Origin of the sequence: Campylobacter hominis ATCC BAA-381, assembly GCF_000017585.1 — a bacterium.
Taxonomy (GTDB): domain Bacteria; phylum Campylobacterota; class Campylobacteria; order Campylobacterales; family Campylobacteraceae; genus Campylobacter_B; species Campylobacter_B hominis.
The window spans coordinates 1,100,028-1,121,487 of sequence record NC_009714.1 but is presented as its reverse complement, the minus strand read 5'-3'; the positions used below and the strand labels follow the sequence as shown (position 1 = coordinate 1,121,487).

The window sequence follows — 21,460 nt, the reverse complement described above, 5'->3', positions numbered from 1 at the left end:
AAATTTTTTTAAAACATTTAAGCTAAGATAAAATTTGAATAATATTTAAGATTTAAAATATTAAAATAAAATAGTTTTTATAAAACAACAAAGGCTAAAATTTGAATGATGATAAAAGAGAAAAACTTAGAGAATATCTTAGAAATAATAGACCTAAAAATAGAATAAATTTAGGAAATACCTCTAATAATAAAGAAAATTCTAATAAAAATTTAGAAAATGATTTAAATTTAAATAATTCTCAAATTTCACACAATAAAAATTCAAACAAAAGAGATTATGATAAAGAACCGATAGTTATTAAAGATTATAGTTACTTTTTTGGTGTTTCGTTAAGATTTATTTCATTTTTTATAGGCATAACAATTGTAGTTAGCATTATGTGTATAACAATGAATTCAATAAAAGAAAAAATAGAAATTTGGTTTTTATTTGCTCCTTTGATAGTGCCTTTTGTATTTATTTGTTTTGATTATTACGCTCATGTTGCAAGGGATAGTTATACACTTTATTTTGCCAATAACTCTATTAATTATATGCTGGATAGTAAATTAAAACGCAAAATTAATATAAATGAAATACCAAATTACTTATTAAAACCTTTTTGGAAAAACAAGCTTGATATCCAAGCTGTTATAATTGTTTTAATAATTGTGATTTTTATATTTGCTTATTTACTTATTAGTTTAAGTAAGTCTATACCAAATGAAATTTATTATTTTACTGCCTTGTTTTTTATATCTCAATTGTTTGGAAATATAATATTTAAAGTACTTTTATATTTATGGATAAATAAAACTTTGTATGGATTTAGAGTTTTTCCTACTTTAATTATAGCTGAACCCATAAATCCTAAACTAGGAACTCCTAGTGAGTTTTCTAATAAGCAAAAATATTATTTTATATATTTTTATAATGAACAAATTTATGACGAAGTTAGAGAGTATTTTTTGCAAAATTTAGGCGTTGATATTGATAAAACTAGAAAATTAATTACATTTTAAGAAATTGTTATTTCAAATGGAATTTCAAAATTTTAAAAAATGGCTAAAATGTGTTTGTAATTATTTGGCGATTTGAGCGATAAAATATTTAATAATTTTGTAAAAACAGCCGATGAAAATGAAAGATTTTATTTTTAAGGTTAATTTTTCGGGTTGTAGTAAAAAGTGTGAAAATATGAAATTTTTATGAGAATTACGGATATGTAAAATACGAATATATCAAACTTATTTTTAAAGGACGAAATAAAAAGCGTTATCAACAAAACAGCAAAAATAAAAAATATTTTTAAAATTTAAAAAGTCGCAGACGGATAAAATTTCATAAACCAAAGTATTTTTTTTGGATATCCAAAAAAAGAATTTTTAAAAATTTAAATTTTATGTAAGTTTGAATTCATTTTGTAAATCCGCTTTTTATCTAAAATCACGCTAAATTGCAGCTTTTGTATATATTTTTCATACCAAAGCAAGATTATAAAAGCGAACTTAAAATTTTTAGAATTTTAAAATTTGCTTTTTTATTTTTAAAAAACATATTTTAACTTAAAAATTTTTACATCCATTCCAAGATTTCACTCATACTTGTTGCGTGGAAAATTTTCAAGCCCATTGAATCTTTCGGCTTACTTGGCACAATCGCCGTTTTAAATTTTTGCATAGCTGCTTCTTTAAGGCGTAAATCAAGATTGAAAATATCGCGTATTTCGCCGTTTAAGCTGACTTCTCCTATAAAAACACTTTCTTTACTTATCGGACGATTTTTGAAACTGCTTACAATCGCCGCTACAACCGCCAAATCGCACGCAGTTTCCGTTATTTTCACGCCGCCGATGACATTTACAAATACATCATATCCGTTTAAGCCGATTTCAAGTTTACGGTTTAAAAGCGCTAAAAGCATATCGAGGCGGTTTCTGTCATATCCGGTGCATGAACGCTTCGGATATGCGCTTTCGCTGACAAGAGCCTGAATTTCAACGACCAGTGCGCGTGATCCTTCCATTGTAATGGTTATTGCCGAACCTGCCGCCGCCGCACCTCGCGTGAAAAATTTATTTGCGACATTTTTTGCACTGATCAGTCCTGCATTTGTCATTTCAAAAATTCCTACTTCACTGGTTGATCCGAAGCGATTTTTAAAACCTCTTAAAATTCTCAGCTCTTTACTGCCATCTCCTTCAAAATATAGCACTACATCAACCATATGTTCAAGCACTCTAGGTCCTGCAATCGCGCCTTCTTTTGTGATGTGCCCGATTATGAAAATTGATATATTTTTTTCTTTTGCAAGTCTCATAAGTTCAAACGTTATCTCTCTTACTTGCGAGATTGATCCGGGAGCCGAACCAGCTTTTTCGCTGAAAAGCGTTTGAATGCTGTCGATTATCAAAATTTTATAATCTTTTGCTGCAACTTCGTTTAAAATCATTTCAACGTTGATTTCAGTTAATAAAAATAACTCTTTCTGAACGGCGTTCAAGCGTTCGGCTCTCATTTTGATCTGACTTGCACTTTCCTCACCGCTTACATAAAGAACTTTATAGTTTTGAGAGGCTAAATTTGCAGCTGTTTTCAGTAAAAGCGTAGATTTTCCGATTCCGGGACTTCCGCCGATTAGCACTAAAGAGCCTTCCACAAGTCCGCCTCCAAGAACTAAATTAAGTTCACTATCTTTTGTATCGATACGTGAAATTTTTTCTATTTGTACGTCATTAATTGACTTCGCTTCTACGCCGGCATGTGAAATTTCGGCTATTTCGTTTAAAACTTTTATTTGTTCGGCTTTTAACTCTTTAAAACTATTGAAAGCTCCGCACTCAGGACATTTTCCAAGCCATCTGCTTTGTTGATTTCCACAAAATTCACATTCGTAAATCACAGGTTTTGTTTTTGGCATTTTTTACCTTTTTATTTCTTACTTTTGTGTGATTATATTCAAATTTTAATTAAAAACTCAAAAAGCGAAATATATTGTTTATTGTCTCAATTAATAAAATTGATAAAAGTGCGTAAGTTTTGTTTTGTGAAATAAATTTTACTGAATTTTAAATTGTAAAGACGGTTTTCCGTAAAATTTCAGCTGTTTTTTACGGAAAACGGATTTAAATTTTGAGTATTTAAAATTTTTAAACTTCAATATTTTTCTTGCGTATCAGGAAGATAGCATAAGTTATTATAAAACATACTGCTTCAGGAACTATCCAGCCTAAATTTTGTTCATAAAACGGCAATCTTGAGATTATATAGGTAATGTATTTAATTTGAATATCGCATGTAGTATCTAAAGAATTAATAATTCCTAAAAATGCAGCCAAATAAATGCAGCTTCTATATATTAATGACGATGATTGAATAATTCCGTTTATAAGCGACAAAATTATATACATAATTGTTATAGGATAAATTATATAAAGCACAGGAATGCTGTATTTGATGATGGAATCAAGTCCGATTGTAGCTACACAAAAGCTTAAAAACGACCAGATTATGCACCAGGCACTGTATTTTATTTTCGGTGTAAATTTTGAGAAAAAATCACTTGCCGAGCTAATCAAACCTACGGTTGTAGTAAGACAAGCAAGTAAAAATATCGCTCCTAAAACGATTCTTCCAAAATTGCCGAAAAGATAATCAGTGATATTTGAAAGCAAAGCGGCGCCATTCGTAGCTTCCATAAATTTAGTAGAACTGCTTGCCCCAAGAAATCCGAGCATCATATAAACGCAAGCTAAAATAGCTCCGGCTAAAATTCCACTTTTTATTGTCAAAGAAAAAATGGCTTTTTCATTTTTTACACCTAAACTTCGCATAGAATTTATTATAACCGTTGCAAAAATCAATGAAGCAAGCGCATCCATTGTTTGATAACCTTCCAAAAAGCCTTTTGAAACAGGGTGTGTTGCGTATTCACCGGTTGGAGCGTTGAAATCACCGATCGGATTTATTACGCCGGCTAAAAATAAAAGTACCAACAAAATAAGCATAATAGGTGTTAAATATTTACCAAGAGTATCTATCATAGTACTTTTATTTACACAAATTATGTAATTTATCCCAAAATAGATAAAAGAGTAAAAGCATAACCACAAAAATTTATTGTTCGGATCAATGAATGGAGCCAAGCTAACTTCAAAAGGCATATTTGCAGCACGCGGAATCGCAAAAGCAGGACCGATTGTGATGTAAATAAGAATTGTAAAAGTCATTCCGAAAATAACGCCCGCTCTATTTACGAGCTCATCCATAGATTTACTTAAAGAAATAGCAGCTATTCCTAAAATCGGTAAAATCACGCCTGTAAGACAAAAAAACATTGTCGCTTCATATACATTGGTTCCTGCTTCTTTTCCTAGCATTGGCGGGAATATAAAGTTTCCTGCACCGAAAAACATAGAAAAAAGCATAAGTGAAACGGCAAAAAATTGCATTTTGCTGATATGTTTTTGCATAAATTTTCCTTTAAAAAATTATTATTTTGAATTTTAACAATTTTTATATAAAATTTAGTTAAAATTTCAAAATTTTAAGATATACTCACCTAAAAAATGAAAAAAGGTAAATTTATGAAAATACAAAATTTAGACGAACTAAAAAATTTTACAGATGAAATTCGTTCAAAAAATGGATATAAAGATCCTTTTATTTGGGCAATCGGCAGACAAAGTGTCGGTTCATTCGGTAAAAAAACTATTAAAATGGATTATGCCGAAATAAATTTGAAATCAAATTATGCAAGTGCCGCTATTTTAATAAATGCCGCAATTAAAAATGGAACAAAAATAGATTTTAGCGATAGCGAATTGATTGTTCCGCTAAATAAAGATATTATCGGATATGCGTTAAAAAAAATGAATTTTTTAATCGGCGAAGCAAATGGCGAAAAACATAAAAATTTGCAAATTTTAATGCAAATAGATAAAACATTAAAAGAAAATGAAAAATTTACAAAATACATTTCGCATAAATTTTGTGTTGTTTTTATTTTTGATGATGTTGCACCGAAAAGCGTAGAGAGCGTTTATTTAAAGCTTTATGCGCTTTCAAAAAATTTAACCGCACCTCGAAGTTTAAACTTAAACGGCGCTTTTGGTGTACTTCCTAATTTGGCATGGGATATTTACGGCGAACCTGTTGAACTTGAAATGCTCAGAAAAGATGAAATTTCAAATAAATTCGGTTGTTCTAAAAATTGCGCTAAAATCGCATATGTCGATAAATTTCCACGTTTTTTGGCTCATATAATTCCTGAAAATAATATTAGAATCTTAGATGACAGCAAGGTCAGACTTGGAGCAGCTATTGCTCCAGGGACTACAATAATGCCCGGAGCAGCTTATGTAAATTTTAACGCAGGAACTTTAGGAAGTGCAATGGTCGAGGGCAGAATTTCAAGTTCCGTAATCGTAGGAGAAGGAAGTGATATAGGCGGTGGAGCAAGTATTTTGGGCGTTTTGAGCGGCACAAACGGAAATCCTATCAGCATCGGTAATCATTGTCTTTTAGGAGCTAATTCAGTTACAGGAATTCCTCTTGGGGACGATTGTATCGTGGATGCCGGAATTGCTGTATTAGAAGGTACAAAAATTTTAATGGATGAAAAAAATCGCGCTGAACTTGCCAAATTAAATCCGAATTTTGATTTTTCAAAAGAAATTTATAAAGGTTTGGAACTAGCTAATTTAAACGGACTTCATTTCCGCCAAAACAGCCAAAATGGGCAAATGACGGTCAGTCTAAGCAAAAGAGCTATAAAATTGAATAAAGATTTACACTGATGAACGAAAAATATGCTATTTTTATAGACGCCGAAAATGTCTCTTACAAATATATAAATAAAGTTTTTGAACTTATAAATGTTTATCCTGAGCCTGCTATAAGGCGAATATACGGTGATTTTTCAAGTCAAAATCTTTTAGGCTATAAAGATGAAATTTTATCTCATGCCTTAAAACCGGTGCAGCAATTTCACTCTCCAAATGGCAAAAATGCCGCTGATATCGCGTTGGTAATCGATATAATGGAAATTTTAAACAACACGGACATTAAAAATTTTATCATTGTTTCAAGCGACGGCGATTTTGCAAGTTTGGCTATCAAAATACGCGAAAAAGGCGGTTTTGTAATTGGAATCGGAGAAAATAAAACTCAGATTAATTTTATAAAAGCGTGTGATGAATTTTTTTATTTAAACGAACCTGAACCTGAAAAAAAAGAGAAATTTTTTGGTAAATTATTCAAAAATATCTTTAAAACAAAAGAAAAAAACAGGTCAAAAAATATAGAAGAAATAAAAATTTTACCGAATTTCGATAACAGTGAAATTTTAAAAATTATCGAAATTTTAAAGCTTACAAATGCCGATAAATGTGATGAAAACGGATTTAGCGATATTGGACCTTTCGGACAAAATCTTATTAAGGAATTTCCTGAATTTTCTGCAAAATCTCATGGTTTTAATAAACTTTCAAAATTTATGCAATTTTTAAGCGACAACAAAATCATTGAGCTTAAAAAAGAAAAATCGTTTAAATTTAAGGTTATCGTTGATGGTTGAAATAAAAGTAAACGGTGAAATTTTACATTTTAACATTTCTTTAAGTGTTTCGGAGCTTTTGGAGTTTAAAAATTTTAAAACTGAACGCATAGCTGTTGAACTTGACGGCAAAATTTTAAAAAAATCATTCTGGAATAGCACAAAAATTACAAACGGACAAATTTATGAAATCGTAGAACTGGTAGGGGGCGGATGAAAATTTTTTTAAATTCTAAAATTTACGAGACTGATTCGCATACTTTAAAAGCCCTTAAAGCCGAATTGAAAGATGATTCTGAAATTGTTATTTTAAACGGTTTTGCTTGCAGTGATGATGAGCGATTTAAAGAAAATGATGAAATTTTTCTGATAAAAAAAGGAAAAAAATTAACTGAAGAAACACTTGAAAATCTCAGAAAATCGCGTAATTCGCCTTTCATAAATGAACGACTTCAAAATGCAAAAGTTGCAATTTGCGGACTTGGTGGACTTGGCTCAAATGTAGCTATTGCTTTGGCTCGTCTTGGAATCGGAGAACTTTTTTTGATTGATTTCGATATTGTGGAACCAAGTAACTTAAACCGTCAAAATTACAGTATCAAACATCTATATATGCCAAAAACTCAGGCTTTGAAAGATCAGATACACGAGATAAATCCGTTTGCGAAAGTTCGAATCTTAAACGAAAAAATTACCAGCGAAAATATAGTTGAAATTTTAAAAAATGAGAGTATAATCTGCGAATGTTTTGATAATGCCGTAGCTAAGGCTATGTTAATCAATACCGTAGCTGAAAATTTCAGTGATAAATTTCTTGTTTGCGCTTCCGGAATGGCAGGTTTTGGCAGTTCAAATGAAATTAAAACTATGAAATTCGGATCACGCGTTTATATTTGTGGTGATCTAAAAAGCGCGGCTGCAAAAGGCATGGGGCTGATGAGTCCAAGAGTTATGATTTGTGCAGGACATCAGGTAAATATGGTTTTACGTATAATTTTGAATGAATTTGGAGTATAAAATGCAGGATTTTTTGGAACTTGGCGGTAAGAAATTTAATAATCGTTTGATAATGGGAAGCGGAAAATTTGATTTGGAAATGATAAAAGCTTGCGTAAATACGGCAGGTTGTGAGATTGTAACTTTGGCACTTCGCAGAGTAAATGAAAGCAAAGAACGCAATATACTTGATTTTATTCCGCAAAATGTTACGCTTTTACCGAATACAAGTGGCGCCAGAAATGCTGATGAAGCCTTAAGAATAGCACGTCTTGGAAGAGAGTTAGGGTGTGGAAATTTTGTAAAAGTTGAGGTTATAAGAGACAGCAAATATTTATTGCCGGATAATGCGGAAACGCTAAAAGCCACTGAAATGCTTGCAAAAGAAGATTTTGTAGTGCTTCCTTATATGCACGCTGATTTAAATTTCGCGCGCGATTTAAAAAATGCCGGAGCGGCTGCCATTATGCCGCTTGGCTCACCGATAGGTTCAAATCAGGGGCTTTTAATGAAAGGTATGATAGAAATTTTAGTTTCTGAAATTGATTTACCGATAATCGTAGATGCAGGAATCGGTAGACCTTCTCAAGCTTGCGAAGCTATGGAAATCGGGTGCGCCGGAGTTATGATAAATACGGCGATTGCTACATCAAAAAATTTATCTCTTATGGCCAGCTCTTTTTCGGAAGCCGTAAAAGCCGGTAGAAATGCTTATTTAGCTGGATTTGGCGGCATCAGCAAAGTTGCAAATGCAAGTTCGCCTTTAACAGGTTTTTTAAGGGATTAAAAAATGACCGATCATATGAAATATTTACCAGGAATGCAAGATATAGGCGATGATATAATGTCTAAGGTGCTTAATTTACGCGAAAATTACGATGAAAACAGTTATACGAAAACTGATGTTTTTAACGCTCTAAATAAAAAAATTCGCACGATTGAAGATTTCGGCGCGCTTTTAAGCCCTGCAGCAGGTAATTTTTTGGAAGAAATCGCAAGAGTAAGTCAAGCAGAAACCAGAGCGCATTTTGGAAATAATATCTCACTTTTTACGCCTCTTTACATTGCAAATTATTGTGATAATCACTGCATATATTGCGGTTTTAATGTTAAAAACAAAATCGAAAGAGCTAAACTTAGCGAAGAAGAAATCAGAAATGAGATGAAAGAGATTAAAAAAAGCGGCTTGGAAGATATTTTAATTTTAACAGGAGAAAGTCAAAGCACTACAAGTCTTGAATATATCGGCAATGCGTGTAAAATAGCAAAAGAGTATTTTAAAATCGTTTGCATAGAAATTTATCCTTTAAATGTGGATGAATATGCTTATTTGCATAGTTGCGGCGTTGATTTCGTAATAGTTTTTCAAGAAACTTATAATCCTGACAAATACGCAAAACTTCATCTTGCAGGGCATAAAAGAATTTTTCCTTATAGATTAAACGCACAGGAAAGAGCTGTAATGGGCGGAATGAGAGGTGTCGGATTTGCTGCGCTTCTAGGGCTTGATGATTTTAGAAAAGACGCTTTTGCTACAGGTATTCATGCTTATTTAATTCAACAAAAATATCCTTATGCAGAGGTTGCGTTTTCCGTTCCTCGTCTTCGCCCGATTATAAATAATGCCAGAATAAATCCGCGCGATGTCCATGAAAAGGAGCTTTTACAAGTTATTATGGCTTATCGTTTATTTATTCCTTCAGCAAATATTACAATTTCAACGCGAGAATTGGCGAAATTTCGCGATAACGCAATAAAAATCGGTGCAAATAAAATTTCAGCAGGCGTAAGTGTCGGAATCGGCGGTCATACGCACAAAAAGGGTGATGAACAGTTTGAAATCAGCGATAACCGTTCTGTATCCGAAGTTTGTGAAGCAATTAGAAATGATGGACTTTCGCCTTTAATGAGCGAATATATTTATGTGTAAAATTTTTGCCGTTACAAATAGTGAAATTTGCGGCGGTTTTGAAAATTTGAAAATCAAAGTTTTACGTCTTTGTGAAGCTGAAATTTCAGGAATAATTTATAGAGACAAAGCTTTAAATAGCGCGGATTATGAAAAAAATTTCATTGAAATTTTAAAAATTTGCAAAAATTTCGGCGTAAAACTTTTTTTACATAATTTTTATGAAGTTGCTTTAAAATTAAATTATCCTTATATTTGGCTTCCTTTGCCGACTTTAAAAATGTGCAGTGCAAAAAATTTTAAAGAGATTACGGTTTCAGCGCATAACGTCTATGAAGCAAAAGAGGCACTTGGATTTGGAGCTACGGCACTTTGTTTGAGTCATATATTTAAAACTTCATGTAAAGCTGAGCTCACTCCGAAAGGAGTAAATCTGATAAAAAATGTGCGTGAATTTTTTGATGGCGAAATTTATGCACTTGGCGGAATTTCACCGAATAATTTCAATGAAATTTTACTTGCCGGCACAAATAATCTTTGTTTAATGAGCTCACTTATGCAAATTCAAAACGAAAAGGAATTATTAAATAAATTTTAAAAAATTTAAAATTTAAAAATTTGTTTAATTTTTCTTTAAAATTTGAAATTTTATTTGCAAAAAAAATATAGTATTGTATTTTAAAACGCCAAATATCACTTACAGATAAGATTTAAAATTATTTTAAATTACATTGAAAATATACGTTTATTTTAATCTCATAAATTGAAATTTTTACTTTTTAAAAAATACAAATAAAGTGTTTTATCTTAAAATTTTAGTTTTTAAAGTTGTTATAATTTTTACAGCTATTTGCTTAAATTTGTTTTTATAGAAATTCAATAAATTTTCATTGATTATAAAAGCGAAATTTAAATATTTTTCCTAAGCTTTAGGCATTTTTGAATGAAAATATTTTACACTTAACATTTGAATAAGATTATAAAATTAAAGTTTTTATTTAAAAAATACGCAGTTTTACAGACATAAATTAATTTTTAAATTTTATATTTTGCACGTGATGAAATTTTATAAATAAATTTTGGATTTTGTCGCAGTCTTATAAACATTTTAAATTTCGCTTTGCTAAAATTTAGCGGTTTTTTATAGCCGTATTATTAAAATTTTTAAAACTTTTTATTTTTAAAGCGGGCTTTTAAAAAATAAAAAACAGAATGGGCTATTTTAAATTTCAGGTACTGAAAACAAATATAAAACATTTCATAAAATTTTGAAATTTGCGGTTAAAATTTTACTCTTAAAAATATTTAAATTAAAGTGTTTAAAAATGCAAAATTGCAAGTTTAAACACTTTTTAAAATTTACGCTAAGTATCCAAAAACTCCGGCTAAAATGTATCCTATCACGCATGAAGTGAAAACGCCGATAAGTCCGGGAATTATAAAGCTATGATTTATTACATATTTTCCTATATGAGTTGTGCCGCTTCTGTCAAATTGAATTGCCGCCAAATCGCTTGGATAAGTCGGCAATATATAATATCCGTAGCAAGCAGGTGCAAACGCCACGATGACGCCAGGATGAACGCCTATGGCAAGAGCAAGAGGTACAAAAGCCGTCAAGGCTGCAGCTTGAGAATTTACAAATTTTGAAATCAGCAATAGCATAATAGCATAAGTCCAAGGATAGTCATTTACTACGCTTCCAAGAGCTTCTTTTAACATCGGAGTATGCACGCCGAACATAGTTTCAGCCATCCAACTTATTCCAAAAACGGCCACAAGCGCGATCATTCCTGAACGGAAAATCTCGGTTTTACCGATATTTTCAGCTTTTGCATGTGTAAAAATTATGATAAGTGCGCCGGCTAAAAGCATGAAAAGTTGTATTACATTTGTCATACTTAACGCTTTTGATTTTGTAGTCTGATTTATTACTTTGATTTTTGCACTTTCGTAAATTTTATCGCCAACTATGACATTGTCGCCATTTTGAGTGATGACAACGGTTTTTTCCGCACCGTTTTCTTTATTTGTGATTTTTATTTCATCATAAACAGCGCTTATTTTTGATTTTGATTTGGCGTTTATATTTTCTTTGTAACTTGCTATTTTAGCTTCAAGAGTGCTGTTTTTAGCGTCAAATTTAGCTAAAATTTCATCATTTTTTACGATTTGCACGATTTTTGCGTCGATTTTTTCTTCGAAACTTGGACGAAGATTGTTACAATATCCAAGAATTGCCACAATGCCGATAATTCCAATGAAAATCCACATTGAGAGCCATTTTTTACCATCAAGTTTTACGCCTAAAAGCGAAGCATTTTCATCTCCGCCATAAACATACTCTTTAAACTCAGGATTTTTTATTTTTTCTTGAAATTCTTTGTCTTTATCCAGATCTTTACCGCGAAACCAGCTAAAAATTCCTATCGCCAAAACTCCACAAAATGTCGATGGAATAGTGATTTTAAGCAGATCTAAATATCCGTCAAAATTCGCTAAATGCGAATTTGCGTTTAGCAAAAATGCAGTCAAAGTTACTACCGCTACAGATACAGGACTTGCTATAATTCCCATTTGAGCCGATACTGAAGAAGCAGCCATTGGGCGTTCAGGGCGAATTCCGTTTTTTATTGCGATATCGTAAACAATCGGCAAAACAGTATAAACAACGTGTCCGGTTCCGCATAAAATAGTCAAAGTACAAGTTACAAAAGGTGCTAAAATACTTACGTATTTCGGATTTTTACGTAAGATTTTTTCGGCTACCTGAAGCATACAATCAAGTCCGCCGCTTGTTTGGAGTGTAGCACTTGCTACAACTACGGCTAAAATTGTAAGCATAACGTCAATTGCCGGTTTTCCGGGCTTTATACCAAAACCGAAAACCATAACCAAAAGTCCGATACCTCCAAGCATACCAAGAGCGATACCACCCTTTTTCGCGCCGTAAAACAGACATATGAGAACTATAACAAGTTCTATTGCAAACTGCGTTCCTTCGCTTAAATTCATTAAGAATTCCATGAATTCTCCTTCATAAAATTTGATTTTGCATTTTATTTAATTTAAATTAAAATTCTGTTTAATATAGTGATAAAAATTTATATGTTAATTTTTTATTTTTGAATTTTACGGCTTAAAATTTTAACTCTTTTTAAAATGGATAAAATTTTCATTTTTTGCTAAAATAACTGTTTTTTGAAGGATAAATATGAAATTTCAAATAGATAAAACTGACGGCAACGCAAGAGCCTGCACGATTACGACGGCTCACAGCGTTATAAAAACGCCGATTTTTATGCCGGTCGGCACGGTTGGCGCCGTGAAAAGCTTAGACGCGCTTGATTTAAAAGAAATTTTGGATGCAAAGATAATTTTGGCAAATACTTATCATATGTTTTTGCGCCCTGGTTCAAAGATAGTAAAAGAATTTGGCGGACTTCACGGATTTACGAAATTTGATCGCTCGTTTTTGACAGACAGCGGCGGTTTTCAAGCTTTTTCACTTCGAACAAATACAAAAAACGATGATGACGGAATTCATTTCAAAAGCCATATAGACGGTTCTTTACACTATTTCACTCCAACTTCGGTTTTGGATACGCAGTATGATTTTGGAAGCGATATTATGATGATTTTGGATGATTTGGTGGCTTTGCCTGCCGATCCTAAACGTGTAAAATTAAGTATAGAGCGCACTATAAAATGGGCAAAAAAAGCCATAAATTATCATTTACAAAAACGAGAAAGCGGCGTAGGGCTAAATCAAAATATTTTTGGAATTATTCAAGGCGGCACCGATGAAAATGCCAGAAAATTTTGTGCGCAAAGTCTTTGTGAATTGCCGTTTGACGGACTTGCGATCGGCGGACTTAGCGTAGGGGAAACAAACCGGGAGATGTATGATACGGTAGAAGCTGTGATGCCATATATCGATAGTGCGCGCCCGCGTTATTTAATGGGCGTCGGGACACCTGAAGATATAGTGGAAAATGTTGAGAGAGGCGTTGATATGTTTGATTGCGTAATGCCTACAAGAAATGCAAGAAATGGCACGCTATTTACAAGTTTTGGAAAGATAAATATAAAATCAGCACGTTTTATTCATGACGATACGCCGATTGATCCGTGTTGCGATTGCTATACTTGTAAAAATTACAGTCGTGGATATTTAAATCATCTTTATAGAGCGCGTGAAATAACTTTTTACAGACTTGCAAGTCTTCACAATCTTCACTATTATTTGCATTTGGTTTCGGATATAAGAACTGCGATTTTGGAAGGAAAATTTTTAGAATTTAAAAAAGATTTTTATTCTAAAAGGAGTTAAAATTAAAAATTTTGTATATTCTGTTTTTAAATAGATTTAATTTTTTTTAGTTTCGGCAAAAATTTTTACGAAAAATTTATATAAAAATAATTGAAAATTTATTTTTAAAAATCAAATTTTACGCTATTTGCGAAATTTTAAATTTTATAATATTTTTTAGCGTATTCAATATAAAAGATTTTTGTAAAATTTTATCGCAAATGCGCGAAAGCTCATTAAATTCAAGCTCTGTATAAATGTAAATTTTGAGATTTATTTTAGAAATTTCCGGTTTTTCATTGTATCCTATTACGCCCAAAAATGACAATGAATTTTCTAAAATCACAGAACTTACGCATTCCAAATCATCAAATTTTATACCTGAATTCGTTAAGCCTTTTTTTAACGTGAAAATTACGGCGCTGACTATTCCGCCTACAAAAAGTTCAATTGAAGTATTTTCTTTAAAATCGCTGTCAAAACTTACTTCGTCACCTAAAATAAACGAGCTGTTTTTGCTGAAAAATTTTACTTTTTCATCTTTGTAAATTGCACGAAAATTTAAAATTTCACTCATTTCTTAACTCATTTTTAGCTTCATTCAGCGCGGCAAGTTTTTGCGAAATTATTTTAAAGTCATTTACAGGTCGATTTGCAAATGTCGCAAAACCGCAGTCAGGATTTAGCCAAATTTGCTCTTTGCTCAAAAATTTCATCGCTTTTTTGGCGGCGTTTTTTATAAAATCCTTACTTTCTATAATATCACTTCTTGGATTTATGACGCCAAGCCCAAGAATACAATCCTGCGATATTTTTTTATTTTTCAGCAAAGTTTGAATTTCGCCTGCTCTTGGTGTTGAAAATTCCAAAAATAAAATATCAGGTAAAACTTCTTCAAAAAGTGGAATTAAAGGCGAATAAGAGCCGCTTAACAAAATTTTTTCATCTTTGCTCCAATTTCCTCTGCATACATGAAGTCCGACTTTTATCCCGCAACTTTTTGCAAAGTCGCTGATGCTTTTTATAAGATGCGCTGCAAATGCGAGTTCGGGTGCGACGTCATTTTTTTCACTAAGTGCGGCGCACATAAAAGAGCGCGTTTTTCCCTTACTGAAAACTACTTCGCTTAGCACCGGCTCATCGAATTGCACAACGCTAATGCCCATTTTTGCTAAAAGTTTCACTTCGTCTTTTAAAATTTCAATTACATCTTCACCAAGTTCTTTTTTATCTTTATAAAATTTTGTGCTTAAAGCGCCAAGCCACATTGAGCGCGTTAATAAATAAGCACCTGGCAAAGTAGCTTTTAGCGGATATTTTGTGTGATTTTGTAAAAATTTCATCTCTTCTGCTACGAGCGAGCTTTTTTTGGAAATTTTATCAACACAAATTGCATTTTTTATGCTAAGAGATGGCACGTCAAGGATTTGTAAAATTTTCTCAAATGCCTGATGATTTGGCATATATTCGATGAGATCGGCCATATTCATCTGTTTTACGCCATTTAGTTTATCAGCTACAAAGCTTACATAATTATCTCTTTGCAATTCGCCACTTGTTATAATTTCTATTTCGTATTTTTCTTGAAGTTCAATGATTTTAAGCGTATCGGCATGCAAAATTTCATCAAATTCGTCTTTTGAAATTTCACCGCGCCAAAGAGCTCTTTTCGCGCTCATAAGCTTTTTGCTTCGTGGCATTGAACCTATGAGCGACGTAGTAAAGTTTTTAAACACTTTTTAACCTAAAAATTTAAGATATTCGTTTGCTTTTGTGATTTGTAAAAATCCGCTTGTTCTGGCACTGACCCATTTTTTAAGACCTTCCATATCCATCATTTCTTTGTGTTTCTGATTTTCATAATCCATTTTGCATAAAATTTCATTAAATTTTGCAAATTCTTTTTTATCAAGTCCTATGCGAGAGCTGAAAATACAGTGATCAAAATGCGGTGTTTTGTAGATTACGCGCACATTTTCAAGCGTTCCGTCGTTTGTATAGCGCTCATAATTCATATCAAGCATCCATGAAGCCGAAACTTCGTCTTTTAACAAAGCTTTTGCACTCTCAAGTTCGCCGCCTATATGATCTCCGTTTAGACCTACACCAACGTCAAATCTTACTTCTTTGTAGTGAGTGCCGTATTCAAGTCCGTTTTGGTGCAGATTATAAATCGGGATAAGTCTTGCTTGCGGTGAGTCGATTGCGCCGAAGCCGATTTTTTCACCTTTTAAATCATTTATTGTTTTAAATTTTTCATCTTTTACTATAAGATAAGTGCTTCTGTTTATATCTGTATCTCTCATTGAGCCGTTTAAGCTTTTTCCGTTGCTTCTTAAAAATGTGTCCAGCCACGCAAGCGGCGAATTCCACGCTACATCAACTTCGCCTGCCATCAAAGCATCCACTTGCATTTTATAATCTTTAAAAAATACGGGTTTTAACTCAAAATCGTTTTGTTTAAAAAAATCGGAAATAATTCCCCAAATAATTGTCACTTTGGGATCGTAAATTACAGCTGCTAATTTCATTTTTTCTCCTTTTTACGGAATTTGTTGACCGCTGATTGATTTTCCAAGCCAAATTTTAAGCACATCGACGCTTGGCGCCATAATTTGACCTGCAAAACTGTCTCTTAAAAGCTGCTCTAAAATTCCGTTTTTATTGTAAGCTTTTCCGCCACCGATTCTCATCGCAATTCTTGAGGTTTCAATTGCATTTTCACTTGCATTTATGCGTGCTGCCAAAATTTTGGCAAGTGCATCGCTTTCGCCGTTTTTAGCGGCATTTGCAGCGTCTTTGCTAAGAGCGGCACAAGCTGCCGTTTTGGTGTAAATATCAGATAGATGAATTTGTACTGTTTCTATATTTGCTAAGTTAGAGCCGTTTGGATATTTTCTTGCGGTTGCCCAGTTCGTTGAGTTTTCAAGAACATTTTGGCAAAGTCCGGTATATACACAGGCAAGTCCTAATACAAAATATGGCGCCACTGTTTCAAAAACCTGTTTTGCACCGCTTCCTGCTTCGCCGATTCTGTATTTTTCATCAAGCGTAACATTTTCTATTTTCATAGGACACGATACATTGCCGCGCATTCCAAGCCCGTTCCATAAATTTTTTTCAAATTTTATGCCGCTTTCAAGAGGAAAAATCCAGTTATCAATTCCTTCATCACTGCTTGGAGTCAAAACAGCATAAAAACTTGCGTGTCCTGCTGAAGTTACCATGCTCTTCGTGCCGTTAAACGTAACTTTTTTACCGTCAAATTTTACTTTTAGCTCCGGCATATAAAAGTGTGTGCCTGAGCCGAATTCACTATATGCTAAAGCTAAAAATTTGCCTTTGATTACGCTTTTTGTAATTTCTTTTTTAAGTTCGTTCGAACCGTAGTTTAAAACGCACATCAAAGCGACATTGTGCATCATATAGCAAAGTCCTGCTGTTGCACTTGCACTTGCAAAAGCTCTGACTGCGTCAGCATGATCTGCTATGTCGCCACCAAGACCACCTAATTCTTTTGGGATTAGAAGTTTCAGATATCCCGTTTCGTGCATTTTTTCAAAAGATTTACTTGGAAATTCCGCCTTTTCGTCTATTTGTTTTGCATAAGGCGCGATATTTGCTAGCGCAAACTCACGCGCTTTTTCATAAAAATTTTTCATAAAAAACCTTTAATTTTGTTATCTAAACCTTAGATCTTGAGATATTGTATCAAAAATTTGCTAATTTATGGCAAAGTAAAAACATTTTATTGAAATTTTAATAAGTATTCAAAATTAGATTTTATAAATTTTAGAAATTTAGCGGTTTAAGTTTAAAAGAGATTTTAAAATTTCAATATTTAAAAGATATCAAAACAAATTGGAATTTTAATAATGATAAATTTTGGAAAAATTTTATAACAAAGAGCTGTTTAATAAAATTTAATATTGAAAAAAATGATTTTTTAAAATTAGTTTGTAAATATCAATAAACAAATGGTTTTATATTTAATTTAAAACAGCAAATTCATAAAAGAAAAAATTCGGCTTGAAGTATATTTTGGCGAAATTTATTTATAGTGTAATTTGAATTTTTGAAATTTAACGCAGCCTTTTAACTTTCCAAATCAAAAGGCTGACATTTATAAAATTTTTATAGTATCAATTTTTTTACCTGTCTTTGAAAAATTTTTGAATTTTAGCATTTAGTTTTAGCCAATCTTTCAATTCTAAAATAGGATAGCCGCTATATGCTTTACCGCCCGGTAAATTTTTGCTTACTCCTCCTCTTGCCGCGATTTGTGCAAAATCTCCAACGCTTACATGTCCGCCGCTTCCGCTTTGTCCACCCATTACGACATTTCGTCCAAGAGTAGTCGATCCGGCAAGTCCAGTTTGAGATACGATTAAGCAGTTTTCTCCCAAAATACAGTTATGTCCGATTTGCACTAAATTATCTATTTTTGTACATTTTTTGATAGTTGTGGTTTCAAATACGGCTCGATCTATTGTTGTGCAAGCTCCTATTTCCACGTCATCTTCAAGGACGACATTTCCGTTATGGTAAATTTTTATGTGTCTGCCGTCTTTTGTGTGAGCATATCCGAAGCCGTCACTTCCTATAACGCAATTTGCGAGCAAATGACAGCGATTTCCTATTTTTGTGTCATTATAAATTACAACATTCGGATGAATGATACATTTTTCGCCGATTTGCACATCGTCGCCTATAAATGCTCCTGCCATTATAATTGTATCTTCACCTATTTTTACATTGCTTCCTATATAAACATTTGGCATTATTGTCGCACTTTGCGCTATTTGAGACGGTTTTTTTTCTCTAATCAGCGGTTTTTTGTAATATCCGCTTAAAATCGCAAAAGCCAAATGCGGATTTTCACAAACAAGCGCTGTTGCGCCATTTTGCACCATATCAGCATTTTTTACCAAAATAGCACTCGCTTTACTTTCATTTATAAATTTTGCATTTTTATCGCTGTCACAATAACTAAGTTCACCCGGTTTTGCATTAGTAAGCGAGTTTAAAGCCGAAATTTCAATATCGGCACCGTTAAAATTTATACCTAAAATTTTACAAATTTCATTTAATTTCATTATACATCCAATGCTACGCTTCCGCCTCGAACTATATCGATCGGATTAAATTTTTTGATTGTTTTAAGAAAATTATCTATTTTAGTGATATCGTCGCAAGCAACAACTACGATATTTTCTTCATTGCTATTTATGATTTTGCCGTTATATGAGCTTAAAATCACATTTAAACCAGATAAATTGTCGGCAAAAGGAATTTTAACTAAAACAAGTTCTTTTTCCACAAAATTTGCATCTTCTATAACTTTATAGATTGGGATAAGTTTGTGAAGTTGTTTTGTAATCTGTTCTATTATAGCGGCATCGCCCTTTGTAACGATCGTAAAACGTGAAAGGTTTGTATTCGGGATAGGAGCCACTGTAAGACTGTCGATATTGTATCCTCTGCCTGCAAAAAGACCTGAAATTCTGGATAGAACGCCGTGTTCATTGACTATGATAACGGAAATTGTTCTTCTTATATTTTGCATTTTTTCTCCTTATTCCAAAATCATATTATATAAAACGCCGCCTGCCGGAACCATAGGCATAACATTTTCAAATCTGTCTATATGAGCGTCTATGAAGCTTACTTTATCACTTGAAAGTGCTGTTTTAAGTGCAGATGAAAATTCTTCCTTATTTGTAGCACGAAAACCCAAACCACCGAAACTTTCTATAAGTTTTACAAAATCAGGTTGAAGCTCTATATTCGTAGATGAAAACCTCTCTCCGTAAAATAGTGATTGCCATTGACGGACCATTCCCAAAAAGCCGTTATTTAGAATAATATGAATGACTTTTATATTACTTTGAATCATCGTCATAAGTTCTTGTATATTCATCAGCACAGATCCGTCGCCAACGAAATTTACTACTTCTTTTGTAGGATGAGCAAGCTTCGCTCCCATTGAAGCAGGTAAAGAGTATCCCATTGTGCCTAAACCGCCGCTTGTTAAAAACGTGCGAGGGTATTTAAACGGAAAATATTGAGCTACCCACATTTGATGTTGTCCGACATCTGTTGTAACGATGGCGTCATTTGGCAAGTTTCTTGCTGTTTCTTCTATTATCCATTGAGGTTTTAAAACTTCATCACTGTCTTTATATGTAAGAGGATGAATTCTTGAATAATTTGCGATTATTTCGTGCCAAGTGTTGAAATTTTTAGGATTGATTTCATCTTTTGCACGCTCTATCATATCTTCTACGACTGATTTTACATCGCCGACGATAGGAAAATCGGCGTTTATGATTTTTGAAATTGAACTTGGATCTATATCAACATGAATTATTTTTGCATTTTTTGCAAACTTACTTACTTTTCCTGTAACTCTATCATCAAATCTTGCGCCAAGTGCTATAATAAGATCGGCTTCGCTCATTGCCATATTCGCTGCATAACTTCCATGCATTCCGACCATATTCAGACAATTCGGATCATTACTGTCAAGCGCACCAAGCGCCATTAAGGTTTCAACTGCAGGAATTTGCGTGATTTCTATAAGTTTTCTTACGGCTTCGCTTGCGTTTGAGCTTATTACGCCGCCTCCAAGATAAAATAACGGTTTTTTTGAAGCTTCTATCAACTCGATCGCTTTTTTTATCTGTTTTGAATTGCCTTTATAATTTGGTTTGTAGGTTTGCATTTTTATTTCATCGGGATATTCGAACTCGCCTATTGCAGAGCTTACATCTTTTGGTATATCTATATGAACCGGTCCCGGTCTTCCTGTTTTTGCTATATAAAACGCCTCTTTTAAAATTCTTGGAAGTTCATCAATTGATTTTACCAAGTAATTGTGTTTTACGCAAGGTCTTGAAATTCCGACAGCGTCAATTTCTTGAAAAGCGTCCGAACCGATTAGTGAATTTGAAACTTGCGCTGAAATTAATATAACAGGAATAGAATCCGCATAAGCTGTCGCTAAACCGGTTACCGCATTTGTAAATCCCGGACCGCTTGTTACAAAAGCAACTCCTACTTTTCCGCTTGCTCTTGCGTATCCGTCGGCTGCATGAACTGCGGCTTGTTCGTGGCGAACCAGAATATGCCTGAAATATTTTTGTTTGTAAATTTCATCATATATATTAAGTGCCGCTCCGCCAGGATAACCGAAAACGATTTCAACACCTTCGTTTTTCAAGGCTTCCATGATCATTTGCGAACCATTTAATTTGCTCATTTAGATCTCCTTTTCAAAAATTTTATAATTTTACCCTTAATTATATTAAAGTATCATAATAGTGACATAATAATTTCATTTTCTTATTTCCATTTTAATGTAACCGCCGGCTTCAATTTCTTTGTTTGACGGCAAGGTTTGAGTGTCAAAATTTGTGTTTTTGCGGTGGTTAACGCCATCTTTGTAAAAATCATTATTTATTTCACCGCCATTTTTATGATAATTAAATTCTTTAGTTTCTTTATTGAAATTTTGATTTTGTCGCGTTTTTTCTATTTGGCTTTTATAAAGCGGCTGATTTATCGGGCGATTTGCGCTGTCGCTTGATTCATTAAAATTTGGATTTTTTTTGTGATGATAAGACGAGCTTCCGCGCTCTATAATTTGTATGTCGCCGTAATTTTCAATTTTTTCGTAAGTAGGATATTGATTTATATACCTGGTT

Annotated in this window: 19 protein-coding genes; 9 read left to right on the top strand and 10 right to left on the bottom strand. The window is 32.9% G+C overall.

Annotation, left to right across the window (positions count from 1 at the left end; translation table 11 throughout):
- Positions 1–101 precede the first annotated feature (101 nt).
- Complete coding sequence (locus CHAB381_RS05510; RefSeq protein ID WP_012109039.1) at positions 102–1,004, top strand: hypothetical protein; 903 nt, start codon at positions 102–104, stop codon at positions 1,002–1,004.
- Positions 1,005–1,557: 553 nt separating this feature from the next.
- Here CHAB381_RS05510 and radA read toward each other — a convergent pair.
- Both radA and brnQ read right to left on the bottom strand, forming a co-directional pair.
- A complete protein-coding gene (gene radA, locus CHAB381_RS05505) occupies positions 1,558–2,901 on the bottom strand; it encodes a DNA repair protein RadA (RefSeq protein WP_012109038.1) in 1,344 nt (447 codons plus the stop codon).
- A gap of 229 nt (positions 2,902–3,130) precedes the next feature.
- Positions 3,131–4,453 (bottom strand): branched-chain amino acid transport system II carrier protein, encoded by a 1,323-nt coding sequence (gene brnQ, locus CHAB381_RS05500; protein WP_012109037.1) that lies wholly within the window; start codon positions 4,451–4,453, stop codon positions 3,131–3,133.
- Positions 4,454–4,567: 114 nt separating this feature from the next.
- Between brnQ and CHAB381_RS05495 the strand changes: the two genes are divergently transcribed.
- The 7 genes from CHAB381_RS05495 to CHAB381_RS05465 are packed head-to-tail and all read left to right on the top strand — an operon-like array spanning position 4,568 to position 10,040.
- Positions 4,568–5,779 carry a tetrahydrodipicolinate N-succinyltransferase N-terminal domain-containing protein gene (locus tag CHAB381_RS05495; protein ID WP_012109036.1) on the top strand — a complete coding sequence of 404 codons (1,212 nt, stop codon included), beginning with the start codon at positions 4,568–4,570 and terminating at the stop codon, positions 5,777–5,779.
- The gene (locus tag CHAB381_RS05490) at positions 5,779–6,558 is read left to right on the top strand and encodes an NYN domain-containing protein (RefSeq protein WP_012109035.1); all 780 of its coding nucleotides are present in this window, start codon (positions 5,779–5,781) and stop codon (positions 6,556–6,558) included. The genes CHAB381_RS05495 and CHAB381_RS05490 overlap by 1 nt, the downstream gene beginning before the upstream one ends.
- Entirely contained in the window at positions 6,551–6,754 is a 204-nt protein-coding gene (thiS, locus tag CHAB381_RS05485; protein ID WP_012109034.1) for a sulfur carrier protein ThiS, read from the top strand. Before CHAB381_RS05490 ends, thiS begins: the two co-directional genes overlap by 8 nt.
- Positions 6,751–7,554: a sulfur carrier protein ThiS adenylyltransferase ThiF gene (gene thiF / locus CHAB381_RS05480; protein WP_012109033.1), complete on the top strand. Its 804-nt coding sequence runs from the start codon at positions 6,751–6,753 to the stop codon at positions 7,552–7,554. The genes thiS and thiF overlap by 4 nt, the downstream gene beginning before the upstream one ends.
- A gap of 1 nt (position 7,555) precedes the next feature.
- Positions 7,556–8,320: a thiazole synthase gene (locus CHAB381_RS05475; protein ID WP_012109032.1), complete on the top strand. Its 765-nt coding sequence runs from the start codon at positions 7,556–7,558 to the stop codon at positions 8,318–8,320.
- 3 nt (positions 8,321–8,323) lie between these two features.
- A complete protein-coding gene (gene thiH, locus CHAB381_RS05470) occupies positions 8,324–9,463 on the top strand; it encodes a 2-iminoacetate synthase ThiH (RefSeq protein ID WP_012109031.1) in 1,140 nt (379 codons plus the stop codon).
- Positions 9,456–10,040 (top strand): thiamine phosphate synthase, encoded by a 585-nt coding sequence (locus CHAB381_RS05465; RefSeq protein WP_012109030.1) that lies wholly within the window; start codon positions 9,456–9,458, stop codon positions 10,038–10,040. The genes thiH and CHAB381_RS05465 overlap by 8 nt, the downstream gene beginning before the upstream one ends.
- 761 nt (positions 10,041–10,801) lie before the next feature.
- Here the strand turns inward: CHAB381_RS05465 and CHAB381_RS05460 are convergent.
- A complete protein-coding gene (locus CHAB381_RS05460) occupies positions 10,802–12,469 on the bottom strand; it encodes an anaerobic C4-dicarboxylate transporter (protein ID WP_012109028.1) in 1,668 nt (555 codons plus the stop codon).
- Between the two features lie 187 nt (positions 12,470–12,656).
- Between CHAB381_RS05460 and tgt the strand changes: the two genes are divergently transcribed.
- On the top strand, positions 12,657–13,775 hold the full coding sequence (gene tgt / locus CHAB381_RS05455) for a tRNA guanosine(34) transglycosylase Tgt (RefSeq protein ID WP_012109027.1): 1,119 nt from the start codon (positions 12,657–12,659) through the stop codon (positions 13,773–13,775).
- A gap of 118 nt (positions 13,776–13,893) precedes the next feature.
- Here tgt and CHAB381_RS08480 read toward each other — a convergent pair whose 3' ends face one another.
- From CHAB381_RS08480 to CHAB381_RS05420, 7 genes are all read right to left on the bottom strand, one after another.
- A complete protein-coding gene (locus tag CHAB381_RS08480) occupies positions 13,894–14,331 on the bottom strand; it encodes an OsmC family protein (protein WP_012109026.1) in 438 nt (145 codons plus the stop codon).
- Positions 14,324–15,490 carry a cobalamin-independent methionine synthase II family protein gene (locus CHAB381_RS05445; RefSeq protein ID WP_012109025.1) on the bottom strand — a complete coding sequence of 389 codons (1,167 nt, stop codon included), beginning with the start codon at positions 15,488–15,490 and terminating at the stop codon, positions 14,324–14,326. The genes CHAB381_RS08480 and CHAB381_RS05445 overlap by 8 nt, the downstream gene beginning before the upstream one ends.
- 3 nt (positions 15,491–15,493) lie before the next feature.
- Entirely contained in the window at positions 15,494–16,285 is a 792-nt protein-coding gene (locus tag CHAB381_RS05440) for a phosphate/phosphite/phosphonate ABC transporter substrate-binding protein (protein WP_012109024.1), read from the bottom strand.
- 12 nt (positions 16,286–16,297) lie between these two features.
- Complete coding sequence (locus tag CHAB381_RS05435; protein ID WP_012109023.1) at positions 16,298–17,416, bottom strand: acyl-CoA dehydrogenase family protein; 1,119 nt, start codon at positions 17,414–17,416, stop codon at positions 16,298–16,300.
- 489 nt (positions 17,417–17,905) lie between these two features.
- Entirely contained in the window at positions 17,906–18,850 is a 945-nt protein-coding gene (gene lpxD, locus CHAB381_RS05430) for a UDP-3-O-(3-hydroxymyristoyl)glucosamine N-acyltransferase (protein ID WP_012109022.1), read from the bottom strand.
- Complete coding sequence (gene ilvN / locus CHAB381_RS05425) at positions 18,850–19,320, bottom strand: acetolactate synthase small subunit (RefSeq protein WP_012109021.1); 471 nt, start codon at positions 19,318–19,320, stop codon at positions 18,850–18,852. Before ilvN ends, lpxD begins: the two co-directional genes overlap by 1 nt.
- 9 nt (positions 19,321–19,329) lie before the next feature.
- The gene (locus CHAB381_RS05420; protein ID WP_012109020.1) at positions 19,330–21,015 is read right to left on the bottom strand and encodes an acetolactate synthase large subunit; all 1,686 of its coding nucleotides are present in this window, start codon (positions 21,013–21,015) and stop codon (positions 19,330–19,332) included.
- Positions 21,016–21,460: the final 445 nt, after the last annotated feature.